The sequence below is a fragment of the Dactylosporangium maewongense genome, from assembly GCF_039531485.1.
Lineage (GTDB): Bacteria > Actinomycetota > Actinomycetes > Mycobacteriales > Micromonosporaceae > Dactylosporangium > Dactylosporangium maewongense.
The window spans coordinates 637066-661255 of record NZ_BAAAQD010000001.1 but is presented as its reverse complement, the minus strand read 5'-3'; the positions used below and the strand labels follow the sequence as shown (position 1 = coordinate 661255).

General features: G+C 74.0%; 22 protein-coding genes. 7 read left to right on the top strand and 15 right to left on the bottom strand.

Features of this window, described 5'->3' with window-relative positions:
* Positions 1-38: 38 nt before the first annotated feature.
* From ABD332_RS02785 to ABD332_RS02765, 5 genes are read right to left on the bottom strand one after another with little or no spacing between them, the layout of a single operon-like run.
* Positions 39-1730 carry an ATP-binding protein gene (locus tag ABD332_RS02785; RefSeq protein ID WP_344499136.1) on the bottom strand — a complete coding sequence of 564 codons (1692 nt, stop codon included), beginning with the start codon at positions 1728-1730 and terminating at the stop codon, positions 39-41.
* Complete coding sequence (locus ABD332_RS02780) at positions 1727-2773, bottom strand: SpoIIE family protein phosphatase (protein WP_344499134.1); 1047 nt, start codon at positions 2771-2773, stop codon at positions 1727-1729. The genes ABD332_RS02785 and ABD332_RS02780 overlap by 4 nt, the downstream gene beginning before the upstream one ends.
* Complete coding sequence (locus tag ABD332_RS02775) at positions 2761-3171, bottom strand: ATP-binding protein (protein ID WP_344499132.1); 411 nt, start codon at positions 3169-3171, stop codon at positions 2761-2763. The genes ABD332_RS02780 and ABD332_RS02775 overlap by 13 nt, the downstream gene beginning before the upstream one ends.
* Complete coding sequence (locus tag ABD332_RS02770) at positions 3168-3575, bottom strand: STAS domain-containing protein (protein WP_344499130.1); 408 nt, start codon at positions 3573-3575, stop codon at positions 3168-3170. Before ABD332_RS02770 ends, ABD332_RS02775 begins: the two co-directional genes overlap by 4 nt.
* A complete protein-coding gene (locus tag ABD332_RS02765; RefSeq protein WP_425552110.1) occupies positions 3575-4441 on the bottom strand; it encodes an STAS domain-containing protein in 867 nt (288 codons plus the stop codon). Before ABD332_RS02765 ends, ABD332_RS02770 begins: the two co-directional genes overlap by 1 nt.
* Before the next feature lie 126 nt (positions 4442-4567).
* On the opposite strand from ABD332_RS02765, the gene ABD332_RS02760 reads away from it, so the two are divergent.
* The gene (locus tag ABD332_RS02760; RefSeq protein WP_344499128.1) at positions 4568-4846 is read left to right on the top strand and encodes a DUF6582 domain-containing protein; all 279 of its coding nucleotides are present in this window, start codon (positions 4568-4570) and stop codon (positions 4844-4846) included.
* Between the two features lie 56 nt (positions 4847-4902).
* Here ABD332_RS02760 and ABD332_RS02755 read toward each other — a convergent pair whose 3' ends face one another.
* Together ABD332_RS02755 and ABD332_RS02750 are read right to left on the bottom strand one after the other, a co-directional pair.
* A complete protein-coding gene (locus tag ABD332_RS02755; RefSeq protein ID WP_344499126.1) occupies positions 4903-5889 on the bottom strand; it encodes a malate dehydrogenase in 987 nt (328 codons plus the stop codon).
* 68 nt (positions 5890-5957) lie between these two features.
* On the bottom strand, positions 5958-6773 hold the full coding sequence (locus tag ABD332_RS02750; protein ID WP_344499124.1) for a methyltransferase domain-containing protein: 816 nt from the start codon (positions 6771-6773) through the stop codon (positions 5958-5960).
* A 41-nt stretch (positions 6774-6814) separates the two neighbouring features.
* Between ABD332_RS02750 and ABD332_RS02745 the strand changes: the two genes are divergently transcribed.
* On the top strand, positions 6815-7063 hold the full coding sequence (locus ABD332_RS02745; RefSeq protein ID WP_344499123.1) for a hypothetical protein: 249 nt from the start codon (positions 6815-6817) through the stop codon (positions 7061-7063).
* Between the two features lie 153 nt (positions 7064-7216).
* On the opposite strand, the gene ABD332_RS02740 is transcribed toward ABD332_RS02745, so the two are convergent.
* The 5 genes from ABD332_RS02740 to ABD332_RS02720 form a co-directional block, all read right to left on the bottom strand.
* On the bottom strand, positions 7217-7606 hold the full coding sequence (locus ABD332_RS02740; RefSeq protein ID WP_344499121.1) for a nucleoside triphosphate pyrophosphohydrolase family protein: 390 nt from the start codon (positions 7604-7606) through the stop codon (positions 7217-7219).
* A gap of 78 nt (positions 7607-7684) precedes the next feature.
* Positions 7685-8146 carry an SMI1/KNR4 family protein gene (locus ABD332_RS02735; protein ID WP_344499119.1) on the bottom strand — a complete coding sequence of 154 codons (462 nt, stop codon included), beginning with the start codon at positions 8144-8146 and terminating at the stop codon, positions 7685-7687.
* 55 nt (positions 8147-8201) lie between these two features.
* Positions 8202-9167, bottom strand: coding sequence for an endonuclease III (gene nth / locus ABD332_RS02730; RefSeq protein ID WP_344499117.1), 966 nt, complete (start codon positions 9165-9167; stop codon positions 8202-8204).
* A 70-nt stretch (positions 9168-9237) separates the two neighbouring features.
* Positions 9238-10824, bottom strand: coding sequence for a methyl-accepting chemotaxis protein (locus ABD332_RS02725; RefSeq protein ID WP_344499115.1), 1587 nt, complete (start codon positions 10822-10824; stop codon positions 9238-9240).
* 93 nt (positions 10825-10917) lie between these two features.
* Complete coding sequence (locus tag ABD332_RS02720) at positions 10918-11490, bottom strand: TetR/AcrR family transcriptional regulator (RefSeq protein WP_344499113.1); 573 nt, start codon at positions 11488-11490, stop codon at positions 10918-10920.
* Positions 11491-11544: 54 nt separating this feature from the next.
* Between ABD332_RS02720 and ABD332_RS02715 the strand changes: the two genes are divergently transcribed.
* The 3 genes from ABD332_RS02715 (at position 11545) to ABD332_RS02705 (ending at position 15556) form a co-directional block, all read left to right on the top strand.
* The gene (locus tag ABD332_RS02715) at positions 11545-12750 is read left to right on the top strand and encodes an FAD-dependent monooxygenase (protein ID WP_344499112.1); all 1206 of its coding nucleotides are present in this window, start codon (positions 11545-11547) and stop codon (positions 12748-12750) included.
* A gap of 46 nt (positions 12751-12796) precedes the next feature.
* On the top strand, positions 12797-15103 hold the full coding sequence (lon, locus tag ABD332_RS02710) for an endopeptidase La (protein WP_344499110.1): 2307 nt from the start codon (positions 12797-12799) through the stop codon (positions 15101-15103).
* Positions 15104-15190: 87 nt separating this feature from the next.
* Positions 15191-15556, top strand: coding sequence for a hypothetical protein (locus ABD332_RS02705; RefSeq protein WP_344499108.1), 366 nt, complete (start codon positions 15191-15193; stop codon positions 15554-15556).
* 31 nt (positions 15557-15587) lie between these two features.
* Here the strand turns inward: ABD332_RS02705 and ABD332_RS02700 are convergent, their stop codons facing one another.
* Together ABD332_RS02700 and ABD332_RS02695 are read right to left on the bottom strand one after the other, a co-directional pair.
* Entirely contained in the window at positions 15588-16337 is a 750-nt protein-coding gene (locus tag ABD332_RS02700; RefSeq protein WP_344499106.1) for a PP2C family protein-serine/threonine phosphatase, read from the bottom strand.
* Between the two features lie 135 nt (positions 16338-16472).
* Positions 16473-16763: a hypothetical protein gene (locus tag ABD332_RS02695; protein WP_344499104.1), complete on the bottom strand. Its 291-nt coding sequence runs from the start codon at positions 16761-16763 to the stop codon at positions 16473-16475.
* Between the two features lie 143 nt (positions 16764-16906).
* On the opposite strand from ABD332_RS02695, the gene ABD332_RS02690 reads away from it, so the two are divergent.
* Entirely contained in the window at positions 16907-19387 is a 2481-nt protein-coding gene (locus ABD332_RS02690) for an ATP-binding protein (RefSeq protein ID WP_344499102.1), read from the top strand.
* Between the two features lie 649 nt (positions 19388-20036).
* Positions 20037-20675: a hemerythrin domain-containing protein gene (locus tag ABD332_RS02685; RefSeq protein WP_344499100.1), complete on the top strand. Its 639-nt coding sequence runs from the start codon at positions 20037-20039 to the stop codon at positions 20673-20675.
* 73 nt (positions 20676-20748) lie between these two features.
* On the opposite strand, the gene ABD332_RS02680 is transcribed toward ABD332_RS02685, so the two are convergent.
* Positions 20749-24162 (bottom strand): ATP-binding protein, encoded by a 3414-nt coding sequence (locus ABD332_RS02680; RefSeq protein WP_344499098.1) that lies wholly within the window; start codon positions 24160-24162, stop codon positions 20749-20751.
* Positions 24163-24190 lie beyond the last annotated feature (28 nt).

Below are 24190 nucleotides of genomic sequence, written 5' to 3'. Positions count from 1 at the left end.
CCCATGATGACCGGCTCCTCCGCTGCGCTCCGGCCCGGTCATGCCGTCACTCGGGCGACGACGTCGGCGATCATCCGGCGGGTCAGCGCGGGCTTGGCCAGGACCGCGGCGGCGCCCGGGACGTGCCCCACGTCGGCGCCGGTCACCACCACGACCGGTACACCGCTCAGCTCCGGCACGCCGGCCAGCGCGGCGATCAGCTCGCCGCCGTCACCGCCCGGCATCCGCAGGTCCAGGAAGATCAGCGACGGCCGCTCCCGCGCCGCGATCGCGAGCGCCGAACGGGCGTCGGCGGCCTCGTGCACGTGCTCGGCGATGCCGGTCAGGTGCTCGCGCAGCACCTGACGGGCGGCCGCCTCGTCGTCGACGACGAGCACCGCCCGCACGTGCGGCAGGTCCTGGTCGTCCTCCGGCGCGGGGCGCAGCGGCAGGTCGAGGGTGAACGTGCTGCCCTCCCCCGGCTCGCTGACCATGCTGAGCCCGCCGCCGAGCAGGGTCGCCAGGCGCCGCGCGTAGGGCAGCCCGAGGCCCGTCCCGCCCGCCTGGTGGGCGCCGCGGACCTGGTGGAACTCCTCGAAGATCCGGCGCTGCTCGGCGAACGGGATGCCGATGCCGGTGTCGGCGACCGCGATGTGCAGCCGGCCGTCGAGCACGAGCGCGCCCATCGCGACGCTGCCCGCCTCGGTGAACTTCAGCGCGTTGGTGAGCAGGTTGCGCAGGATCTGGGTGAGCAGCACCTCGTCGGTGACCAGCTCCACGGGCTCGGCCGGGTCGGCGATCTCGAACCGCACGCCCGGCTTGGCGAGGGGACGCAGGGTGCCGCGCAGCTGGCCGAAGACCGCGCTCAGGTCGACCGGCGCCCAGTTGGGCTCGATCCGGTTGGACTCGGCCTTCGCCAGGTCCAGCAGGTCGTTGACGCGCGCGAGCAGGTCCGCGGCGGAGCCCTGGACGAGGTCCAGCTGGTGCGTCTGGTCGGCGGTGAGCGGCTCGGAGCGGGGGTCCAGCAGCAGCCGCGTCAGCCCGATGATGGCGGTCACGGGCGCGCGCAGCTCGTGCGACACGTTGGCCAGGAACCGGCTCTTCGCCTCGTTGGCCTCCCGCAGCTGCGCGGAGCGCTCCTCCAGCTCCGCGTACAGGGCGACGACACCCTGGTTGGTCTGCTCCAGCTCCTCGGACAGCTGCGTGTAGAGCGCCATCACCCCGCGGTTGGTCTCCTCCAGCTCCGCGTTGAGGGTGAGCAGCTCGTCGCGGTGCGCCTGGACCTCCTCCAGTGCGCTCACGAGCTGCCGGTTCTGGACACTGAGCTCGTCCAGCGCGGTGGTGGGCCGGCTGGCGGCCAGTTCCTCCCGCGCCGTGGCCAGCCGCTCCTGGCCGACCTGGGCGGGCAGCCTGCGCATCAGGCTGATCCGGTCCCGTTCCACGTGCACCTCGTCCATCAACCGCCCCGCAGCCGCCGTGCCTTCGGGCGGACTGATCCCGATGCCGTCCGCTTCTACAACGATGACCAGACGGGGCCGTCCGGAAACCTCGGCGGTGAACGTCACCGTGGCGCCGATCGCGTGCCGGCCGATCTCGCTGAGCGCGGTCGCGACCCTGACCTGGTCCTGATGCTCCATGCCGAGGGCGGCGGCGACCTCACGGCCGCGCTGGCGCACCACGAACACGTCCTGGTCCTCGCGCAGCGTCATCCGCAGCAGCGGCTCCCGCACCGGCCCAGGGGACTCGCTCATGGCCGCACCACGGCCACGCAGGCGTCGTCGCGGCGCACACCGGCGTCGCGCAGCAGGGTGCCGGCGATGAGCAGCGGGTCCTGGCGGCTCAGGCCCGGGTAGTCACGCAGGGTCCAGCGGTCCGACACGCCGTCGGAGTGCAGGACCACCACCGCCTCCGGCGGCAGGTCGTAGGTGAACTCGCGGACGCCCCGCGACTGGTGCCCGACGATGCCGGGCATGCTGACCATGCCGCGGCGCTCCCCGCTGGGCGAGGCGACCACGCCCGCCACGTTGCCCAGGCCGGCGAAGCGCACCGTGCCACCCTCGGCGCCGGCCTCGACGCGGGCCACCGACACGGCCGCGCCGCGGGTGTGCGAGACGAGCCGGTGCAGTCGCTCCACGATCGCCGCCGGCGCGTCCAGGTCACCGGTGAGGAACGCGTCGACGGCGGCGTTCGCGGCCGTCGCGGCGAGAGCGCCGTGCCCGAGCCCGTCGGCGACGAGCACGAGCAGCGCACCGTCGCGCACCCGCGCCGCCCAGCGGTCACCGCACACCGCCTCGCCCGTGATCGGCCGGGTCAGGCCGGCGACGACCGGCACCCCGACGTCGCGGCGGTCGGGCCACAGCTGCGCGGCCAGGACGGTGCCCCTGCCGGGCAGCGAGTAGCCGCCCGAGTGGCTCGACAGCCGGCGCACCGCGCCCAGCCCGATCCCGAGGGTTCCGGCGGTGCTCGTGCCGTCGGAGCCGCTGAAAACCAGATCCGCCATGCCCGGACCTCTGTCGACGGCCACCAGCTCCACGCCGCCGGTGTCGCCGCTGCGCAGGCACCGCACCGACAGCGCGCCCACGTCGGCGTGCCGGTGCAGGTTGCTCGCCAGCTCGGCGGCGACGATCGCCACCTCGCCGGTGCGCTCGTCGCTGAAGCCGAGCCGGCGGGCGAGGTCGACGGCGACCCGCCGGGCGACACCCGCCGCGCCCGCCTCGTCGACGGGGATCCAGCCGAGCTCCTCGACCAGCGGGACCTGATTGGGGGCCGCCGCGGGCGGTGTCACCGTGCCCACTTCGTCACCGTGATCCGGGTGCCTTCCCCGGCGGCGGTGACGATGTCGAACTCGTCGACCAGGCGGCGCGAGCCGCTGAGCCCCAGCCCCAGCCCGCTGCCGGTGGTGTAGCCGTCGGTGAAGGCCAGGTCCAGGTCGGCGATGCCCGGTCCGGCGTCGACGAACTCGGCGCGGACGCCGGCCCGCCGCCCGTTGTGCACCTGGCCGACCACGGCGTGCCCGCCGCCGCCGTGGATGAGCGTGTTGCGCGCCAGCTCGCTCGCCGCGGTGACCAGCTTCGTCTGGTCGACCAGCGGCAGCTTCGCGGCGATCGCCATCACCCGGACCGCCTGGCGCACCCGCACCACGTCCTTGTCGTCGGCGATCTGCAGGCGCTGCTCCTCCTGCTGCTGGGTCATACCGGCACGTCGTCGGAGCCGCGGAAGCCCAGCACGCCCACGCCGCGGACCTGCTTGGCCTCGGCGAGGATCTCCAGGGCCTTGTCGACGTTGAGCGCGGTGCGGACGCCGCGGAGCGACAGGCCCAGCTCGACCAGGGTGATCGCGACCGCCGGGCGCATGCCGACCACGACCGTCTCGGCGTCCAGGACCCGCGACACCGCCGCGATCGTCGACAGCATCCGGCCGATGAACGAGTCGACGATCTCCAGGGCGGAGATGTCGATCACCACGCCGTGCGCGCCGGTCTCCACGATCCGGTCCGACAGGTCCTCCTGCAGCTGCAGGGCGGTCTGGTCGTCGAGGTCGATCTGGATCGAGACCAGCAGGATCTCGCCGATCTTCAGGACGGGGACGCGGTCCATCACAGCGCCTTGTCGCGGCTCGCCCGGCGGACCACCTCGACGCCGCTGGCCCGCAGCGCGTGCAGCAGCGCGTCGGCGAGGTTGGACTTCGTCACGATGTCGCCGAACTCGATGCCCAGGGCCACCACGGTCTGCGCGATCTGCGGCCGGATGCCGGAGATGATGCACTCCGCGCCCATCAGCCGCGCCGCGACGACCGTCTTCAGGATGTGCTGCGCGACCTGCGTGTCGACCGCCGGCACGCCAGTGATGTCGACGATCGCGTAGCCGGATCCGGTGTCGACCAGGGTCTGCAGCAGCTTCTCCATGACCACCTGGGCGCGGGCCGAGTCGAGCGTGCCGACCAGCGGCACCGCGACGACGCCGTCCCACAGCTTCACGACCGGCGTCGAGAGCTCCAGCAGCTGCTCGGTCTGGTCGGCGATCACCGACTCCCGGACCTTCGTGTAGGTCTCGAACGTGAACAGGCCCATGTCGTCGACGAGCAGCGACAGCACGAGGAAGTCGGTCGTCGCCAGCTCACCCGCGCCGGCCTCGCCCAGGTTGAGCACGACCTCCTTGACCGCGAAGACGAGGCTCGCCGTCTCGCTCGGCGAGAAGCCCTGCCGCGCCCACGCCCGGGACAGCTCAGCGAGGGCCGCCCGCGACTCGCCGCCCTCGGCGCCCGCGACATCGCCGTCGGCGTCCTGGCCGAGCATCGCCCGCAGCGCGCCGAGCACGTCCCGCACCTGCAGGGTCAGCTCGGCGCTGGTGAGCCGCCCACGCAAGGTGCGGGTGGCGATCTCCGTCCACTGCCGCACGATCGCTTCCTCGTGCGCCGCCAGGAACGCATTCAGCCGCTGCCGCGCGCCGGCATCCACCTTCACTCGTGATCTCCTTCGACCTCGTCCGTCGGACCAGACGGTACCGCCCCGAGCAGCCAACGGCGAACGGGCGGCCGAGATATGCCGGGTCGGTGTGTCGGAATCGCGCCGTCAGGGAACGAGGACGGCATGGAGACGACCTGGAGACCGTTCGAGGCGCACGGCACCCTGTCCGAGGAGACCCGCGAGCGCCTGCCCGACAGCGTCTACGCGTTCCCGGAGCAGCGCAAACTGCCGCTCACCGACGCCAAGCACGTCCGCAACGCGGTCGCGCGGTTCGACCAGGTCCGCGGCGTCAACGACAAGGACCGCGACCTCGCCTTCGCCAACCTGACGGTGGCGGCGAAGCACTACGAGGTGGAGCTGTCCGAGTCGAGCTGGCACGAGCTCGGCCGCACGCCCCACTGAGACCGCTGGCCCGCTCACCGTGCGGGGTGGGCGGGCCAGCGCACTTCCTACCGGGCTCAGATCAGGCCCAGACGCTCCACCGCGGTGCGCTCCTCGGCCAGCTCGGCGACCGACGCGTCGATCCGGGCCCGGGAGAACTCGTCGATCTCCAGACCCTGCACGATCTCCCACTTGCCGCCCCGCGAGACGACCGGGAACGACGAGATCAGGCCCTCCGGCACGCCGTAGGAGCCGTCGGACGGCAGCGCCACCGACGTCCAGTCACCCTCGGCGGTGCCGTTCACCCAGTCGTACACGTGGTCGATCGCGGCCGACGCGGCCGACGCCGCCGACGACGCCCCGCGCACCTCGATGATCTCGGCGCCGCGCTTGGCGACCCGCGGGATGAACTCGTCGGCGTACCACTGCTGGTCACCGACGGCCTCGGCCGCGTTCCGACCCGAGACCTCGGCGTGCAGGATGTCCGGGAACTGCGTCGCGGAGTGGTTGCCCCAGATCGTCACCTTGCGGATCTCCGACACCGGCACGCTCAGCTTCTGCGACAGCTGCGCCACGGCCCGGTTGTGGTCCAGGCGGGTCATCGCGGTGAACCGCTCCGCGGGCACGTCCGGCGCGTTGCGCTGCGCGATGAGCGCGTTGGTGTTGGCGGGGTTGCCCACGACCAGGATGCGGATGTCCTCGGCGGCGCCGGCGTTGATCGCCTCGCCCTGCGGCTTGAAGATGCCGCCGTTGGCCTCGAGCAGGTCGCCGCGCTCCATGCCCTTCGTGCGGGGCCGGGCACCGACGAGCAGGGCGACGTTGGCGCCGGAGAACGCCTGCTTCGGGTCGTCGAACACGTCCACGCCGGCCAGCAGCGGGAACGCGCCGTCCTGCAGCTCCAGCGCGGTGCCCTCGGCGGCGCGGACGGCCTGCGGGATCTCCAGCAGGCGCAGCTTGACGCGGGTGTCGGCGCCGAGCAGCTGACCGGACGCGATGCGGAACAGCAGCGCGTAGCCGATCTGGCCGGCGGCACCGGTCACGGTTACGTTCACGGGCTCACTCATCAGAGTTTCTCCTGCGGCAGCGGCGGGTGTGCTTCTCCACACAAACTATCCCCGCCCCCAACGACCGTTCACCCACTGTCGCTCCGATGTGGCTTGCGGCACTCGATCAGGTAGCGGGTGGAGTGGGCGACGAACGGGCCTTCCGCCTGGATCCGCTCGTGCAGGGCGCGCAGCTGCTCGCGGTACGCCGCCACGGTGAAGCCGGGCACGATCCAGATCACCTTCCGGAGGAACACCGCGACGGCGGCGACGTCGAGGAACTCCATCCGCAACTTCACCTCGCGCAGGTCGCGCACCTCGAGGCCGGCGGCCCGCGCGTCGGCCGCCGCGGTGTCCGGGTGGCGGCCCTGGCCGACCGGGGTCGGGCCGAGCATCGCCTCGGTGACCTCGTGGGCGGAGCCGACGCCGACGTGCTGGGCGAGGTAGGTGCCGCCGGGGCGCAGGACCCTGGCGATCTCCGGCCAGACCGCGACGACCGGGTGCCTGGCGCTGACGAGGTCGAACGCGGCGTCGCCGAACGGCAGCGGGTCCTCGTCGGCGACGTGCGCGACGGTGCCGCCGAACGGGGCGAGCGCCCGCGTGGCGAGCGCGACGTTCGGCTCCCAGGACTCGGTCGCCGCCAGCGGTGAGGGGGCCCGCCCGGCCGTCCGGGCGGCCCTCTGGCTGGCTCTCTGGCTTGCTCTGTGCAGCGCCCAGGCGACGACCTCGCCGCCGCCGGTCTGCACGTCCAGGGCGCTGCCGGCGGTGCGGTAGCGCTCGGCGAGCAGCTCCGCGTAGCCCCAGGGCGGCCGCTCCTCGGTGGCCCGGCCTTCGAACCAGGAGAAGTCCCAGCCCTCGACGGGGGCGGAGGCACCCTCCTCGAGCAGGGCTTCGAACTCTGACATGGCGTGGTTGCACCTTCCGTTGCCGGGGAATCACTGACAGCATGACGATCATTCCGCAGACGCAGACGTTGTGGCTGGCCACGGCCGCCGACGAGGACATCCAGGCCGGCCGGGTCATCGGCTGGGAGACCGAGCACGTGCAGCCGCTGCCGCTGGTCGCGTGGACCGACGAGACCGGGATGCTGAGCCGGGTGGGCACGCCGGTGAACGCGGTGGTGTGGCTCGGCGAGACCCGTGGCGAGGTCATCGAGTCCGCACAGCGTGAGACCCGGCAGCCCGCGTTGCGTTAGCGGCTCTTGTACAGCGTCAGCGGCTGCTGTACGGCTCGACCAGCTCGGGTCGCTCCCGCATCAGCTCGTTGAGTCGGAGGGCGCGCGTCGACATGTGCCAATGCTGCGCCGATCCCGGACGGTGGCGCAACCCATTTCGCGTCCCGGGGGTCTTCATAGGTCGGGCGCCCCCGTCTCGGAGGGCTCCGAACCCGCCGCGGAGGTCTGACCGGGTGGCGGTCGATCGTGAGGGCCGGGGGGCTTGACGATCGCCCGCCGCTCGGCCTCCCGCCGGTGCCAGCCTTCGAAGGTCTGGCGTTTGCGGGCGGCGCGCTCGGCGACGGCGTCCTCGATGCCGTTGGCGGCGGTGAGGTAGCCGATCGCGGCGAGGAGGTCACCGCACTCCTCGATCAGGCGGTCGCGCAGGTCCGTGCCGTCGTAGTGGTCCGGGCGGCCGCCGGTCGCCACAAGTTTGCCGACCACCTGCAGCAGCTCGCCGGCCTCCTCGGTGACCTTCGCCAGCCCCGGCCACACCTCGGCGCCGATGCCGAACGGCTCGGTCACGGCCGGCCCCCGCCCGGCGCGCGGCGTCGCTCGGTGCCTGACGCGCGGCGTGGCTCGGTGCCTGACGCGCGGCGCCGGTCAGCGCCCGACGCGCAGGCCCTCCGCCGCGACGAACTCGAGGAAGTCGTCGGCGGCCGGCTCGACGGCGCCGTCCTCGTGGTACCGGAAGCTGACCGCGTCCTCGCAGATCCCGTCGCGGACGACGAACCCCCAGTAGTCGCCGGTGCCGACCGGGGCGACCGCGACGAACCCGGAGCCGTGCTCGTCGACGGGCTCGTTGGCGCCGACCAGCGTCTCCACCCAGCGGCGGCCCTCGTCGGCGGGGAGGAGCTCGACGAAGAGGAAGCGGCCGGCGCCGTACCGCAGCAGGAAGCCGCGGTACTGCTCCGGCAGCCGCACGCCGAGCCGCCGCTGGACCCGGACCAGGTCGGCCTCGGTGGCCCGCCAGTGGTCGAAGACGGCGACGTCGCCGTCGCGTTCGAGGGCCGCGTAGCGCCGCAACGCCTGCCGCAGCAGGACGTCGAAGTCGGCGAATCGCATTGCGGCAGTCTGCCACCGGCGACGGCTCCGGCGGCGTCCGGCCCTTCTGCGGCGGTCACTTCAGCAGCGCCCTGGCCTTCTCCGGGTCGAGCTCGCCCTTGCCGGCGAGGCCGGCCGACGGGCACTCCTCGGCGAGCGGGCAGGCGCCGCACGCGGGTTTGCGGGAGTGGCAGGTGCGCCGCCCGTGCAGGATCAGCAGCAGGTTGACCGGCACCCAGTCCTTCTGCTCGAACAGCGCCGCGACGTCGGCCTCGGTCTTCTCCACGTCCTTCTCCGGCCCCCACGCGAGCCGGTGCGCGACCCGGCCGACGTGCGTGTCGACGGAGATCGCCGGCGTGCCGAACGCGTTGCCCAGCACCATGTTGGCCGTCTTGCGGCCCACCCACGGCAGCTCGATCAGCTCGTCGAGGGTCGTCGGCACCTCGCCGTCGTGTCGCTCGACCAGCGTCGCCGCGAGCTTCATGACGATCTGCGTCTTCTTCCGGAAGTACCCGACGGGCTGGAGGATCACCTCCATCTCGGCCGGGTCGGCGGCGGCAAGGTCGGCCGCGGTGGGGTACTTGGCGAACAGCACCGGGGTGACCAGGTTGACCCGCTCGTCGAGCGTCTGCGCGGCGAGGACGGCGGCGACGAGCAGCTGCAGCGGCGACTCGAAGTCCAGCTCCAGGACCGGGTCCGGATACCGGGCGGTGAGCAGCTTGAGGATCCGCCGCGCGCGGCGCGTCTGCTCAAGGTCCGGCCCCGCGGGCGCCGCCGCCTCTGCAACGGCCTCGACCGCCTTCACGGCCTTCTTGACCGCCCCTTTCTTCGCCGCGGCCTTCTTCGCCGGCGGCGCTTCCGTGGTGGTCGCCTCCGCCGCGGTCGCCTTCGCCGCGGTCGCCTTGGCGGCGGTCGCCTTGGCGGCGGTCGCCTTCGCGGCGGCCTTCCGAGGCGCGGCCTTCTTGACCGGCGTGGCGTTCACCTCTGCGGCGGCGTCCGTAGGTGCGATGGCGGCTGTCGTGGTCCTGTTCCGGCTCGGCACGCTGACGAGCCTACGTCGGACGGCCTGCCCGCCGGGGACCGCCGCGCGCAGTCCCCGGCGAACCCGCCGATCAGTGTTTGAAGCCGCCCACGATCGCGCGCAGCTCCTCGGACATCGTGGTCAGCTCGGCCGCTGCCGCGCGGGTCGCCTGCGCTCCGTGCATGGTGTTGTCGGCGGCCTGCACGACCTCGCCGATGCCGCCGTTGATGCGGTCCGCGCCGCTCGCGGCGACGCTCAGGTCGGTGGCCATGCTGGTGGTGACCGCGCTCTGCTCCTCGACGGCGGAGGCGATCGTCGTCTGGTACTCGTTGATGCGGCCGATGACCCGGGCGATCTCCGAGATGGACTCGACGGCGCCGGTGGTGTCGGTCTGGATGGCCCGGACGCGCTGGCCGATCTCCTCGGTGGCCTTCGCGGTCTCCTGCGCCAGGTCCTTGACCTCGCCGGCGACGACCGCGAAGCCCTTGCCTGCCTCACCCGCGCGGGCGGCCTCGATGGTGGCGTTGAGGGCCAGAAGGTTGGTCTGCTCGGCGATCGACGTGATGACCTTGATGACGTCGCCGATCTCCGCCGAGGAGGAGCCGAGCCGGATCATGATCTGCTCCGCGGCGGCGGACGCGTCGACCGCCTGGCCCGCGACGGACGCTGCTTCCGATGTACTGACGGCGATCTCCCGGATGGAGGCGTTCATCTCCTCCGCGCCGGACGCCACGGCCTGCACGCTGCTGGAGACCTCGTGCGACGAGCCGCTGATCTTCGACACCTCGCCCGCGGTCCGCTCGGCGCCGTCGGCGAGCCCGTGACTGGCCTGCTGCAGCTCGTCGGCGCGGGCGGCGAGCCTGGTGCTGCTGTCGGCGAGCGTGCCCACGGCGGTGCGCATCCGGCCCGTCGCGCGGCCCAGCGCGGCCGCCATCTGGCCGAGCTCGTTGTCGGCCGTGAACCGCGCCTCCTTCGTCAGGTCGCCCTCGCCGACGGCGGTCAGCACGTCGCGGACCTGCAGCAGCGGCCGGAGGATCGCCTGCGCCAGCAGGAGCCCGACGGCGACGGCGAGGATCAGCCCGCCGACGAGGACCACGGCGACCAGGAGCCGGGCCTGGTCGCGGGCCTCGTTGGCGTCGGCGAGCCGGGCCTGCGCGGCCGAGCGGGACGCCTCGGCCACCGCGACGAGGTCCTTGACCGCGTCCTCCGCCTTCGGCGTGCCCTGCTGGATGAGCAGCGCCTGTCCCTCGGCGGCCCGGCCGGCCGCGATCAGGGCCTGGCCCTGCTTGAGGATGTCCGTGTACTCGCCCCAGGCCGTGGTGAACCGGTCGATCGCGGCCCGCTGCGCGGCGTCGAGGTCGCGGCCGGCGAACGTCGCCTCCGCCGACTCGATCCGCGCGGCGGCGGCGTCGCGCTCCGCGGCGAACCGGGTGCGGCCGGCGGGGTCGGTGACCGTGGTCGACACGACGCCGAAGAAGCGGAACTGCCACACCGCCTCGCGCAGGTCGGCGGCGTCGGCGGCGGGGAGCAGCGCCCGGCTGTACATCGCGTCGGCACTCTTCGCGACCGCCGAGATCTTGTACAGGCCGATCCCGCCGACCGCGGCGGCCACGAGCCCGGCGACGGCCACGGCGATGATGATGTTGTGGCGGACCTTGAGCGAGGCGAACGATGCCACCGGAGGTACCCCTTTGCTCAGCCCTGTCAGCGTTTCGACCGCTCTATCGGTACGGACGGACGGAAGATGAGCAGTACCCGACAAAGCGGGCGGTCACAGTGAGGCGGCGACCATCCGGAGCGCCTCGGCGAGGTCGTGGCCGGAGGGGGCGTCGGCCGGGTCGATCAGCCACTGGGTCAGCACGCCGCTGATCAGGGCCTGGTAGAACGAGCCGAGCTGGAACGCCTTCTGCGGCTCGGCCGCGGCGTCGACCCCGTGGAACACCGACGCCCACATGCCGCGGGCGTCCCGCATGCCCTCGGAGATCATCGCCCGGATCGCCGGCGCGTGCTCCATCTGCACGAACGCGTCGAACGAGGCCATGAACGCCGGCCGGTGCGCGCCGAGCGAGGCGATGACGCTGTTCCAGTACGCCTCGAAGCGCTCCAGGCCGTGCAGCCCTTCGGCGTCGGTGGCCAGCAGCGCGGTGGCCAGCTGCATGCCCCAGTCCTCGAGGGCCTTCTCGAGGGCGGCGTTGAGCAGCGCCTCGGTGGAGCCGTAGTGGTAGCCGATCGAGCCGAGGTTGGTGCCGGACGCGGCGACGATGTCCCGGGCCGTGGTCCGCCCGTAGCCCTTCTCGTAGATGCAGCGCACGGCGCCGTCGAGGAGGTCCTCGCGATGTCCCATGGTCCAGATCCTAGGGTCTATACAAGCGTATAAGACGAATGTATATTTCGGTCCATGGACATCCTCATCTCCGGTGCGAGCGTCGCCGGCCCGTCCCTCGCGCTGTGGTTGCACCGCACCGGTCACCGGGTCACGGTCGTGGAGCGCGCCCCCTCGCTGCGCGGCGGCGGCTACGCCGTCGACTTCCGCGGCCGCGTCCACCTCGAGGTCCTACGCCGGATGGGCCTCCTCGACGCCCTGCGGGCGAAGGCCACGCACATGGGCGACATCGCGATCGTCGACGGCGCCGGCACGGTGAAGGCGGCGATGCCGTCCGCGATCTTCAGCGGCGACCTGGAGGTGCTGCGCGGCGATCTCGGCGAGACGCTGTACACCGCCACCCGCGACGACGTCGAGTACGTCTTCGGCGACTCGATCGCCTCGATCACGCAGGACGCGGACGGCGTCGACGTCACCTTCGAGCACGGCGCGCCGCGGCGGTTCGACCTGGTCGTCGGCGCCGACGGGGTGAACTCCAAGGTCCGCGAGCTGGTCTTCGGCCCGGTGCCGCAGCACACCCTCGGCGTCTACGGCTGCATCTTCACGATGCCCAACGAGTTCGGCCTGGACCGTGCGGCGCTCATGTACAACGAGCCGCGCCTGACGGTCACGGTCGCGGGCATCACCCCCGACAAGGCCGTCATCTCGCTGTTCTTCACCCTGGACCAGCCGCCGGCGCGCAGCCGCGACGTCGACCAGCAGCGGCGCCTCGTCGCGGACGCGATGCAGGGCGCCGGCTGGCGGGTGCCGCGCCTGCTCGAGGCCATGCGCACCGCGCCCGACTTCTGGTTCGACGGCACCGCGCAGATCCGGATGGACCGCTGGTCACACGGCCGGGTGGCGCTGCTCGGCGACGCCGGCTACGCGGGCGGCCCAGGCGGCAACGGCACCGGCCTCGCGGTCGTCGGCGCCCACGTGCTCGCCGGCGAGCTGGCGACACTGCCCTACGAGCAGGCCTTCGCGGCGTACGAGCGGCGCCTGCGGCCCTACGTCGCCACCTGCCAGAAGCAGGCGTCCGGCAGCTCCGACTTCCTCGTCCCGTCCACCGAGCGCAAGATCGCCCAGCGGGACCGCTTCTTCCGCACCATCCGCTACCTGCCGCCGGTGAAGCACCTGTTCAGGCACCTCGCGACGCGGACCGCGACCGCATTCGACCTCCCCGACTACGGTGTCCTGGGTCACACACGGGACCTTTCAGGGAACAGAGGGAACGCTTTGTAACTTAAGCCTGACACGCTCAACCCCACAGTGATGGCAGGTGTCTGACATGGCTACTCTCCCGGTTCTTCCCCTGACCGACGACGTCCTGCTCCCCGGCATGGTCATCCCCGTGACGCTCGACGCCACCACCCAGGCTGCCGTCGACGCCGCGCGATCCGCGGGCGACAAGCGGGTCCTCGCGGTGCCGCGGGTCGACGGCGCATACGGCTCGTTCGGTGTCGTCGCCGTCCTCGAGAAGGTCGGCCGGCTGCCCAGCGGCGAGCCCGCGGCGGTCGTCCGCGGCCTGTCCCGGGCCCGCATCGGCGCCGGCGTCCCCGGCCCCGGCGCGGCGCTGTGGGTCGAGGCCACCCTGCTCGACGAGCCCGCCCCCGCCGGCAAGGCGAAGGAGCTCGCCCGCGAGTACAAAGCCCTCGTCATCGGCGTGCTCCAGGAGCGCGGCGCGTGGCAGGTCATCGACACCGTCGAGCGCATGACGGACCTGTCGGAGCTCGCCGACTCCGCCGGCTACGCGCCGTGGCTGACCCTGGAGCAGAAGATCCAGCTCCTCGGCGCCCCCGACGTCACCGCCCGCCTGGAGCTGCTTGTCGAGTGGGCCCGCGCGCACGCCGCCGAGCAGCAGGTCAACGAGAAGATCAACCACGACGTCCGCGAGGGCCTGGAGAAGACCCAGCGCGAGTTCCTGCTGCGCCAGCAGCTCGCCGCGATCCGCAAGGAGCTCGGCGAGGACGAGCCGTCCGGGTCGGCCGACTACCGGGCCCGGGTCACCGAGGCGACGCTGCCCGACGTCGTCCGCGAGGCGGCGCTGCGCGAGGTCGGCCGGTTGGAGCGCGCCAGCGACCAGTCGCCGGAGGCCGGTTGGATCCGCACCTGGCTCGACACCGTGCTCGAGATGCCGTGGGACGTCCGTACCGAGGACAACACCGACCTGGCACAGGCCCGCGCGATCCTCGACGCGGACCACGCCGGCCTCGCCGACGTGAAGGACCGCATCCTCGAATACCTGGCGGTCCGCAACCGCCGGGCGGCGCTCGGCAAGGAGGTCGTCGGCGGCCGCGGCTCCGGCGCCGTCCTCGCCCTCGCCGGCCCTCCCGGGGTCGGCAAGACCAGCCTCGGCGAGTCCGTCGCCCGCGCGCTGGGCCGCAAGTTCGTCCGCGTGTCCCTCGGCGGCGTCCGCGACGAGGCCGAGATCCGTGGCCACCGTCGCACGTACGTCGGGGCGCTGCCCGGCCGGATCGTCCGCGCCCTGCGGGAGGCCGGCTCGATGAATCCGGTCGTGCTCCTCGACGAGGTCGACAAGCTCGCCGTCGGCTACGCCGGCGACCCGGCCGCGGCCCTGCTCGAGGTCCTCGACCCGGCGCAGAACCACACCTTCCGCGACCACTACCTCGAGGTCGACCTCGACCTGTCCGACGTGCTGTTCCTGGCCACCGCCAACGTGGTGGACACCATCCCCGGCCCGCTGCTGGACCGCATGGAGCTGGTGACCCTGGACGGCTACACCGAGCAGGAGAAGGTCGCCATCGCCCGCGACCACCTGTGGCCGCGGCAGCTCGACCGGGCGGGCCTGTCCTCCGACGAGGTCACCATCAGCGATGTCGCGCTGGGTGCGATCGCCGGCGAGCACACCCGTGAGGCGGGCGTCCGGCAGCTGGAGCGGGCTCTGGCGAAGGTCCTGCGCAAGGTGGCGGTCGTCCACGACGGCGCGCCGGTGCACGTGGACGACGTGGTCAAGTACCTGGGGCGGCCCCGGTTCACGCCGGAGTCGGCCGAGCGCACCGCCGTCCCCGGTGTCGCGACCGGCCTCGCCGTCACCGGCGCGGGCGGCGACGTGCTCTTCATCGAGGCGACGTCGATGGAGGGCGAGCCCGGTCTCACCCTCACCGGCCAGCTCGGCGACGTGATGAAGGAGTCGGCGCACATCGCGCTGTCGTACCTGCGCTCCAACGGCCGGCGCCTCGGCATCGACCCGAACGAGCTCGCCGGCCGCCGCATCCACCTGCACGTCCCGGCGGGCGCGGTGCCGAAGGACGGCCCCAGCGCCGGCATCACGATGGTCACGGCCCTCGCGTCCCTGGCCACCGGCCGGCCGGTCCGGCCCGAGTTCGGCATGACCGGCGAGGTCACCCTGGCCGGCCGGGTCCTGCCGATCGGCGGCGTCAAGCAGAAGCTCCTGGCGGCGCACCGGGCCGGCCTCACCGAGGTCATCATCCCGAAGCGCAACGAGCCCGACCTCGACGACCTGCCGGAGGAGGTGCGGTCGCAGCTGACCGTGCACGCCCTCGCCGACGTCGCCGACGTGCTCGCCCTCGCCCTGCGCCCCGCGGACGTCTCCACCCTGGTCCCGTCCGCCTGACCCCGCCCCTTCTCATGATCCGGAAGACCTTGTGTACCCAGGAGTGCACAAGGTCTTCCGGATCACGGGTGCGTTAGGTTGGTCGGCGTGGATGATCAGCTGGCGTGCCGCCTGCGTGTCGCGGGAGACGTGTTCGACCTGGCCGGTCCGGCCGAAGCGCTGCGGGACCTGGCCGCCCGGCTGCGCGCCGCGGGCGACGTGCACGAGCAGCGCATCCTCAACGGCGCCTTCGTCCAGCGGCGCACCGGCGGGCCTGTCACGGTCGCGTTGCGGGGCGGACCCGCGCTCGAGGTCACCGGCTCGGATGAGGCGCTCGCCGCGCTGTGGGATGCCCTCGAGGTCGTCGCCGCCGAGGCCGACGCCACTCCTGACGCCGACGGCCCCGCGCCGCACCGGCACGTCGAGGCGCTCACCGTGACCGCCGAGCGCCCTGCCGCCGAACTGGTGATCTGAACCCACCCGCCCGTCCTCGGCGCGGGGTGGGTCAGAAGACCTTGACGACGACGGCAGTGGCGTTGTCGCGGCCGCCGGCCTCCAGGGATGCCGCGACCAGGGCGGACGCCATCACGTCCGGGGGTGCCCCGGAGCTCAGCGTCGCCTCCATGCGCTGGTACGGCACCTGTTCGGCGATCCCGTCGGTGCACAGGCAATAGACGTCGCCAGGGAACATGGTGACGCTGAGGACGTCCGGCTCGGGCAGGCCCGGGTGACCGATGAAGCGGTGCAGCTGGTAGCGGGCGGCCTCGGCCTGCGGCGAGTCGGCGGGGAACCAGCCGTGCACCGCGCCGAGCCACGCCTCCGTGTGGTCGATGGTGAGGAGCTCGAGGAGGCCGCCGCGTAGCCGGTACACCCTGGAGTCGCCGATCTGCGTGACCCACGCCCCGGTGGCGTCGGCGACCAGGGCGGTGAGGGTGCAGCCGGTCAGCTCGCGCAGGGACTTGCCGGCGGCGCGGACCTGGCGCTGAGCGTCGGCGACCGCGGCGAAGAGCGGCGGCGGCGCGAACGGCCCCCGGTGCTCCTGCACGGCGGTCGTGAAGATGTCCACGGCCGTGCGGCCGGCGGTGCGGCTGCCCTCACCCGCGCCCATGCCGTCGGCGACGACCGCGCACAGGCCCGGCCGGCGCTGCAGCTCGGCGGTGTGCAGCACGTCGAAATTGGCCGGATACCGCCGGCCGATCTCCGTGGCGGTGCCGACCTGCAAGAGGCGCCCCGCGCCCTGGACCTCGATCGTCATCAACGTGAGCGTAACCCGGGCGGACCCCACAGGTGACCCGGGTTCATGTGCCGTCCACCTCACCGCCGCCCCGGAACGGAAAGTTGCACCGCGCGGTGTCCGCGCCGTCGCGGACCGTGTCTATCGGAGGGACGTTTATCGGCGGGACTCGACGCGCCAGGTGCCGTCCTCCAGGCGCTCCCAGCCGTCGACCTCGCCGCCCAGCTCGGCGAAGAGCACGACCCGGTCGTAGATCCAGTCCGCGAACTCGTCCTGCTCGTCCTCGTCGAGGCCGGCCCGGATCACCGCGCCGAACGTGATCAGTCCGGTGCCCTCCAGCGGCGACGCGCCCAGGATGCCGATCACCGACAGGTCGTCGGGGGCGATGTCGGTGCGCTCCTCGACCTCCAGGAACCCGCCGTCGGGCATCTCGACCAGAAACGCCATCGCGGGTCAGCGGGTCGCCGCGGCATGGATCCTCATGAGCAATCATTACCTCCAGAAGGTCCCCGCCGACCAGCGACACGCTCGCACCATCGGGGCGTTTCGGCTGGTGCCGGAGGGTGGGGCCACCCCGGTACAGTGCCGGCATGGAGTCCGGCGCGGCGTTACCGGCCCCGCTGACCAGCCTGGTCGGCAGGGACGCGGAGGTGCGCGCCGCGGGCCGCCTGCTCGCCTCGCCCGACCACCGGCTGGTCACCCTCGTCGGGCCGGCGGGCAGCGGCAAGACCCGCCTGGCGATCGCGGTCGGCGCCACCGCGACGACACCGGTGTGGTTCGTCGACCTGACCACCATGCCCCCGTCCCCCACCCCGGATAAATCCAGGCGCAAGCGCCCGGATTTATCCGACATTTCGTATTTGTCCCCTCGTGAGAACGCTGGGAGCCCTGCGTTGCCGCTCGGCGAGGGAGCAGGTGGCACTCCTTTGTGGCTCCGCGAGGGGGCGGGAGGCGCCGCGTTGTCGCCCCGCGAAGGGGCAGGGGACTCGCTCCGCGAGGGAGAGTCGGGCGCTGCCTTGTCGCTCCGCGAGGAGGCGGAAGACGCCACCCTGCCGCTCCGCGACGATGCGGAGGACGCCGCCGGGTTCGTGCTCGACGCGTTCGGGGTGGCGCGCCGGGCCGACGCCGGCGCGACCGGCACACTCCTCGCCGCGCTCGGCGACGCGCCCGCGCTGCTCCTGCTGGACAACTGCGAACACGTCACCGACCCGGTCGCCGCGCTCGCCGTCCGCCTCCTCGCGGCGGCGCCGGCCCTGCGGCTGCTCGTCACCGGCCGGCAGGCGCTCGGCCTGCCCGACGAGACCGTGCTCGAGGTCGCGCCGCTGGACGACGCGACGGCGTTGCGCCTGTTCGAGACGCGGATGTTCGAGCGGACCGGCCGCCCGCTGCCCGGCGAGCACCGGGCCGGCGCCGCCGCGATCTGCCGGGCGCTGGACGGCCTGCCGCTCGCCGTCGAGCTCGCCGCCGCCCGGGCCGCGCTGCTGTCGGTGCCGGAGGTCCGCCGGCTGCTCGCCGACCGGTTCCGCGTCCTGGCCGACGCGAAGGCGGCCGGCCCCGAGCACCATCGCACGCTCCGGGCCGCGCTGGACTGGTCGTACCAGCTGCTCTCCCCGGACAAGCAGGCCCTGCTGCGGCAGCTCGCCGTGTTCCAGGGCGGCTTCACACCCGCGGCGGCCGCGGTCCTGCCCGCGCACGGGCCGGGCCTGCTCGACGCCCTCGCCGAGCGCTGCCTGGTCTCCCCCGCGGACGGCTCCCCGGCCGGCGGGCCCCGGCGGCGGATGCTGCAGACCGTCGCGGCGTACGCGGCCGCCCGCCTCGCCGAGCTCCCCGACGAGGCCGCCGCCGCCCGCGACGCGCACGCCAGCCACTTCGTCGCCCTCGCCGAGCAGGCCGCCGCCGGCGTCCGCGGCCCCGGCCAGCGGGACATCCTGCGCACCGTCACCCTCGAACAGGACAACCTCCGCGCCGCCATGACCTGGCTGGCCACCCGCCCCGGCGTCGATGACCTGCGTCTCGCGACGGCCCTCGCGCCCTTCCAGCATTTCACCGGCGTGTACCGCCAGGGCCGCGACTGGCTGGCATCAGCCCTGCTCCGCCGCCCCGACTCACCCCCGTCGCTCCGGGTCGCCGCCTGCTCGGCCGCCGCGAGCCTGGCGCTGCTCGACTGCGACTACCCGGCCGCCGCCACCCTCGCCTCGCAGGCCCTCGCCTCGCAGGCCCTCGCCTCGCAGGCCCTCGCCTCGCAGGCCCTCGCCTCGCAGGCCCTCGCCTCGCAGGCCCTCGCCGGCCCGCCCGACGCACAGACCCGCGGGCGGCTGCTCACCCTGCTCGGCTGCGTCGAACGCGAACGCGCCGACTACCCCCGATCCCGCCACCACCTCGACGAGGCGCTGACCCTCTACCGCGCCGCCGGCGACGCCTGGGGCGAGGGCCGCGCCGCCCAGCTCGCCGGCGGCACCGCCTGGCTGTCCGGCGACCTCACCGCGGCCGCCGCGCTGCTGGACGCGAGCCTCACCGCGTTCCGGGACCTCGCCGACGACGAATCGGTCGCCTCGACCCTCACCCACCTCGGCGCGGTCGCCCACTTCGGCGGCGACCAGCCCCGCGCCCGCCGCCACCTGGTCGACGCCCTGGACCGCTTCACCGAGCTGTCGTTCCCCGAAGGCATCGGCTGGGCCCAGGACCTGCTCGGCCGCGTCGACCTCGCCGACGACGCGGTCGCCGCCGCCGCCGAACGCCTGCGCGCCAGCCTCGCCATCCACCGCCGCGTCGGCGACCGCTGGCGGAGCGCCAGCGTCCTGGAGGCCCTCGCCGAGGCCCGCCGCCGCCTCGGCGACCCGGCCCACGCCACCGCCCTGCTCGCCGCCGCCGACGTGATCCGCCACGAGATCGGCGCCCCGACGCCCGCCTGCGAGCTCCCCGCCCGCCAGGCCACCGAGCGGGCCCTGCACGCGGCGCTGCCCGAGGATGCCTTCTCCCGCGCGTACCGCTTCGGCACCCGCACCCCCGTCGACGACCTCCTCAACCTGTCCGGCTCCCCCGCTCCCTTGGCCCTCCACCCCACCCCTTGACCGCCGCCACAGGACGCACGAGTCGCACGGGTTGCCACCATCGCCACAGACGCTGGCCAATGCCCCGATTCACACCTTTTGCTCCATAGAAGAAGCGCGATCCACCCACAATTCGATCTCTGAATTGCAGGTGGATCGCGCAACGTCTATAGAGCAAAAGGCACATAAGCGGGCATTGACCAACGTCTGCGAGAGGGGTGCAGCGACGAGCACCGGGCCCGAGGGATGACCGCGGACAGGCAAGCAGTGACCACTGCCGGGCAAAGAGGACGCTCGCCACCAGACGCGAGAAATGACTGCCACCAGACGCAAGGGCAGGCCGACCGCCCGGCGCGAGACAAGGACAACCCGCCCGGCGCGAGACGAGGACAACCCGCCCGGCGCGAGACGAGGACAACCCGCCCGGCGCGAGACAAGGACAACCCGCCCGGCGCGAGACGAGGACAACCCGCCAGGCACGAGAGAAGGACGGCTGCCGGGCGTGAGGGATGGCGGCGGCGAGGGGCAGGGCCGGTCGAGGCCCGGGTGACGAGACGCGCCAACCAGCGGGGGTGGGTGGCTGGCCCCCGGCGGTAACCAGACGTTAAGTGGCGGCCAAGTGGGAGGCGGTGTGCTGAAGGCCGGAAGCACTTGAGCTGAGGAGCGGATCATGCCGAATCTTGTCGGGATCACTGTGAACCACCGGTCGATGCGTGGGGACGCGCGCCGGTTCGCGGCGTTGTTGCGGGACGTGGCGGACGGCAGGACGGCGAACACGCCCGCGCGGGCCAAGGCGATCGCCGGGTACCTGGAGACACTGTGCGACGGGATCCACCACCATCACCAGGCGGAGGACGACGTGTTGTGGCCCGTCCTCGAGGCCAGCGCCGGGGCGGAGGTCGACCTGCGGGAGCTCACCGAGGACCACCGGCAGCTCGACCCGCTGCTCGACGCGATCCGGCGGGACGCCAGGGCCCTTGCCGTCACGCCCGGGGACAGGGACGCGGCGGAGCGGCTCGCGGGGGCGCTGGGCGTGCTGCGGGACATGCTGGACGAGCACATCGAGGACGAGGAGCGGACTTTGTTCCCGGTGATCCATCGGTACGTGTCCGACGCCGACTGGAACAAGGTGGAGGCCGCGGTGCGCAAGGGCGGCAAGATGGGGTTCGAGCTGCCGCGCATCGAGCGGTACGCCACCCCGGCCGAGCTCGCGGAGCTCAAGCGCATGGCGGGGCCGGTGCTCCGCGTGCTGCTCGCCGCGACCCGCCGCGGCTTCGCCCGCCGCGAGGCCGTGATCTTCAGCGCCTGACGAAGACGGACATCACGGAAGACGCCCGGCGCCGGCGGACGTCACGGGAACGCGCCCGACGCCGGCGAGGACATCACGGCGACGCGCCCGGCGCCGGCGGGCACCACGGGAGCGCGCCCGTCGCGGCGGCGAGCGCGTGGCCGGCCGCACGGTGCCCGGCGGCCGCGGCGGCGTCGCCCAGGACGTCGGCCAGGGCGGCGAGGACCAGGTCGACCGGCGGGCCGGACAGGGAGCCGCTCGCCAGCCCCACGAACTGGCCCGCCCACGGCAGCAGGTCCGCGTACAGCGCCCGGGCGTGCGGCACGGAGCGCAGGGCGGCGGCGTTCAGGGCGCGCAGCCCGTTCCACGCGAGCCAGTAGTAGTCCTCCCGGACCGGCGCCGTGTCGGGCGACCAGATGGCCCGGGCCTCGTCGGCGCGGCCGGCGTCGATCAGGGCGCGGACCATGAGGTCGTTCACGGCGTCGGGCAGCCGGTCGTACACAGGCTGCAGCATCGGCAGGAGCTCTCCTGTCGTGCCGGCGGCGAGGTGCACGAAGAAGACGCCCGCGACGCCGACGAGAGCGGCGTTCGGCTGGCCGGCCCGGGCGATGCGGGCGGTGAGGTCCGTGTAGAGGCGCACGGCGGTGGCGAGGTCACCGGCGAAGAGGGCGCGCACCGCGGCGAACAGCGCCATCACCGACAGCGCCACGCCGAGCTGGCCGGCGGTCGCGTGCCGGACGACGCGGTCGACGTGGTCCTGGGCGGCGGCGAGGTCGTTGCGTTCGAGGGCGGCCTGGAACAGCACGTGGTGCGCCTGCGCCTGGAACTGCACCAGCCCCGCGGCGGTCGCGACCTCGAGCAGCTCGGCGCCGACGGCGGGGAGCTCGTGCCGGCGGGCGGGGTTGAGCACCGCGAAGTAGCGGGCGTTGAGCGCGTGGCAGCGCAGCAGCGGGTCGTCGCCGGCGAGGGCGAGGGCCTCGGCGCTGGCCGCGTCGCACCGCTCCAGGTCGTCGCCCTCCAGCTCGTACACCAGCGCGACGAGCAACCGGCACCGCACCGCCGCGTCAGCCGGCGCAGAACCAGCCGGCACCGAAGAACCGCCCGCCGGCGCGGAACCGCCCGGCACCGCAGCACCGGCAAGCAGCGCCGCTTCGAGCTGCGCGACGAGCGCGGTGTCGATGGTGCGGTCGGCGCGGATCGTCCAGGCGACCGGGGCGTCGTACGCGGTCAGCGCCGCCACGGACGGCACGCCGGCGAGCGCGGCGGCGGCGATGGCCTCGGCTCGGGCGGCCCGGGCGGCGGTGACGTCACCGGCGTTGGCGAGCGCCGACGTGAGCCCGCACAGCAGGTCGTGGCGCAGCACCGGCGGCAGCGGACCGGCGTCCAGCGCGCCGCGGAACAGCCCGGCGGCCTCCCGGTGCGCGTACAGCCCGGCGGCCTGCCGGGCGGCGGCCGCGGCGTGCCCGGCCGCGACGGCGGCGGTGGCGGGGGTGGCGGCGGCCAGGGCGTGGTGCCCGAGCGCGGCGACGTCCGGCTCCGCGGCGGCCGAGAGCACGTCGAGCACCCGGGCGTGCAGGCGGCGCCGCCGCAGCAGCGGCATGTCGTCGTAGAGGACGTCGCGCAGCAGCGCGTGCGTGAACCGGACCCGCCCCGCCGCCGGCTCTTCCAGCAGCCCCGACACGACGCCGGCCTCCAGACCGTCGAGGACGGCGTCCTCACCCGCGCCGTCGGCGGCGACGAGCAGGTCGATGTCGACGTCCCGGCCGAGGACCGCGGCGTGCCGCAGCACGGTCTGCGCGGGCGCGGGGAGCCGGGCGAGGCGCCGCCGCAGGACGTGCCCGATGCCCGACGGGATGGCGCGGACCGCGCTGTCGGCGCCCTCGGCGGAGACGAGCCGGGCGGTCTCGGTGAGGAACAGTGGGTTGCCGCCGGTGCGCGCGACGACGTCGTCGACCGCGTCGGACGGCACGCCGAGGTGCTGCAGGAGCGCCGCGCCGGCGGAGGCGTCGAGCCCGCCGAGGTCGACGTCGACGGCCCGGTGCCCGGCGAGCGCGGCCCGCACCGGGTCGAGGTCGGGCCGGGCCTCGCCGGGCCGGTGGGTGGCGACCAGCAGCAGCGGCCGGTCGGCGAACGCGACCGCCACGTGCCGCAGCACCTGCAGCGTCTCGCCGTCGGCCCGGTGGACGTCGTCGAGCACGACGAGCAGCGGCCCGAACCCGGCGAGGTGCTCCCCGACGGCCTGCGCGAGCGCGAACTGCCCGCCGCCGCCCCCGGTGCCCAGCAGCGGGGCCAGCCGCGCGTCGGGACGGTCCGCGGGCAGCGCGCCCAGCACCTCGCTCCACGCCCAGGCGGGCGGCGCCCCGTCGACCTCGGGGCACCGGCCCCACGCGACCTTCCAGCCGGAGCCGAGCCGCGCCGCGAACATCCGCAGCAGCGTCGTCTTCCCCGCTCCTGCCTCCCCGCCGACCCACACGACCCGCAGCCCGTCCCGCAGGACCTCCCCGGCGACGTGGTCGAGCGTGGCCAGCTCCTCCGACCGGCCGAACGTTCCTCTGTCCGCGTTTTCGGCAGATGTACGGCGTAACCCCCCGGACGGATGCGCTTGAGATGACGGCCCGGACGGAGAAGGTCCCAGCGGCGCCTCCCGCCTCGGCGAGTCCGGTGCTGCGGCGCCCGTGCCCGACGCACCCGCCCCGGCCGGCGACGGTTCCCCGGCCAAGCCGCCCGCCTGCCCGGGTGAAGCCGTGCCACCCGCCTGTTCGCGCGGAGCGGCGTCGAGGTGCGGGGCGTGCGCGAGGACGTCCGCCTCGAGCGCCCGCAGCGCCGGTCCCGGATCGACCCCCAGCTCCGCCGCCAGCCGGTCCCGGGCGGACCGCAGCACGGCGTGCGCGTCCCCCTGCCGGCCGGCCGCGTACAGCGCCGACGCGAGCAGGTGCACCGCCTCCTCCCGCAGCGGATGCGCGGACACGTGCCGCTCCAGCGACGGCACGGCCAGCGCCGCCCGGCCGAGCCGCACCGCGACCCGCCCGCCGACCTCCACGCAGACCAGCCGCAGCTCCTCCAGGCGCCCGGCCTCCGGGACGGCCCACGACTCGTCGGCGAACTCCGCGTACGCCGGACCCTCCCACGCGGACAGCGCATCCCGCAGCAGCCCGTCGGCCCGCCCGGGGTCGGCGCCCGCGACCGTGGTGCCCTCCCGCAGCAGCGCCTCGAACCGCCACGCGTCGACGGCGTCCGCGGGCAGGTGCAGCGCATACCCGGGCGCCGCCGTCACGAGCACGGTCGCGGGGGTGCGCGGCGGGCGGCCGGGCTCCAGGACCCGGCGCAGGTTCGACACGTACACCTGGAGCGCGGCGAGCGCCTTCGGCGGCGGCACGCCCTGCCACAGGTCGTCGATGAACCGGTCGGTCGGCACGACGTGCCCGCCGGCGACGACGAGCCGGGCGAGGACGGCCCGCTGGCGGGGGCCGCCGAGGTCGACGGGCCGCCCGCCGATCAGGCCCCGCATCGGCCCGAGCACCCCAAGGAAAGGCTGT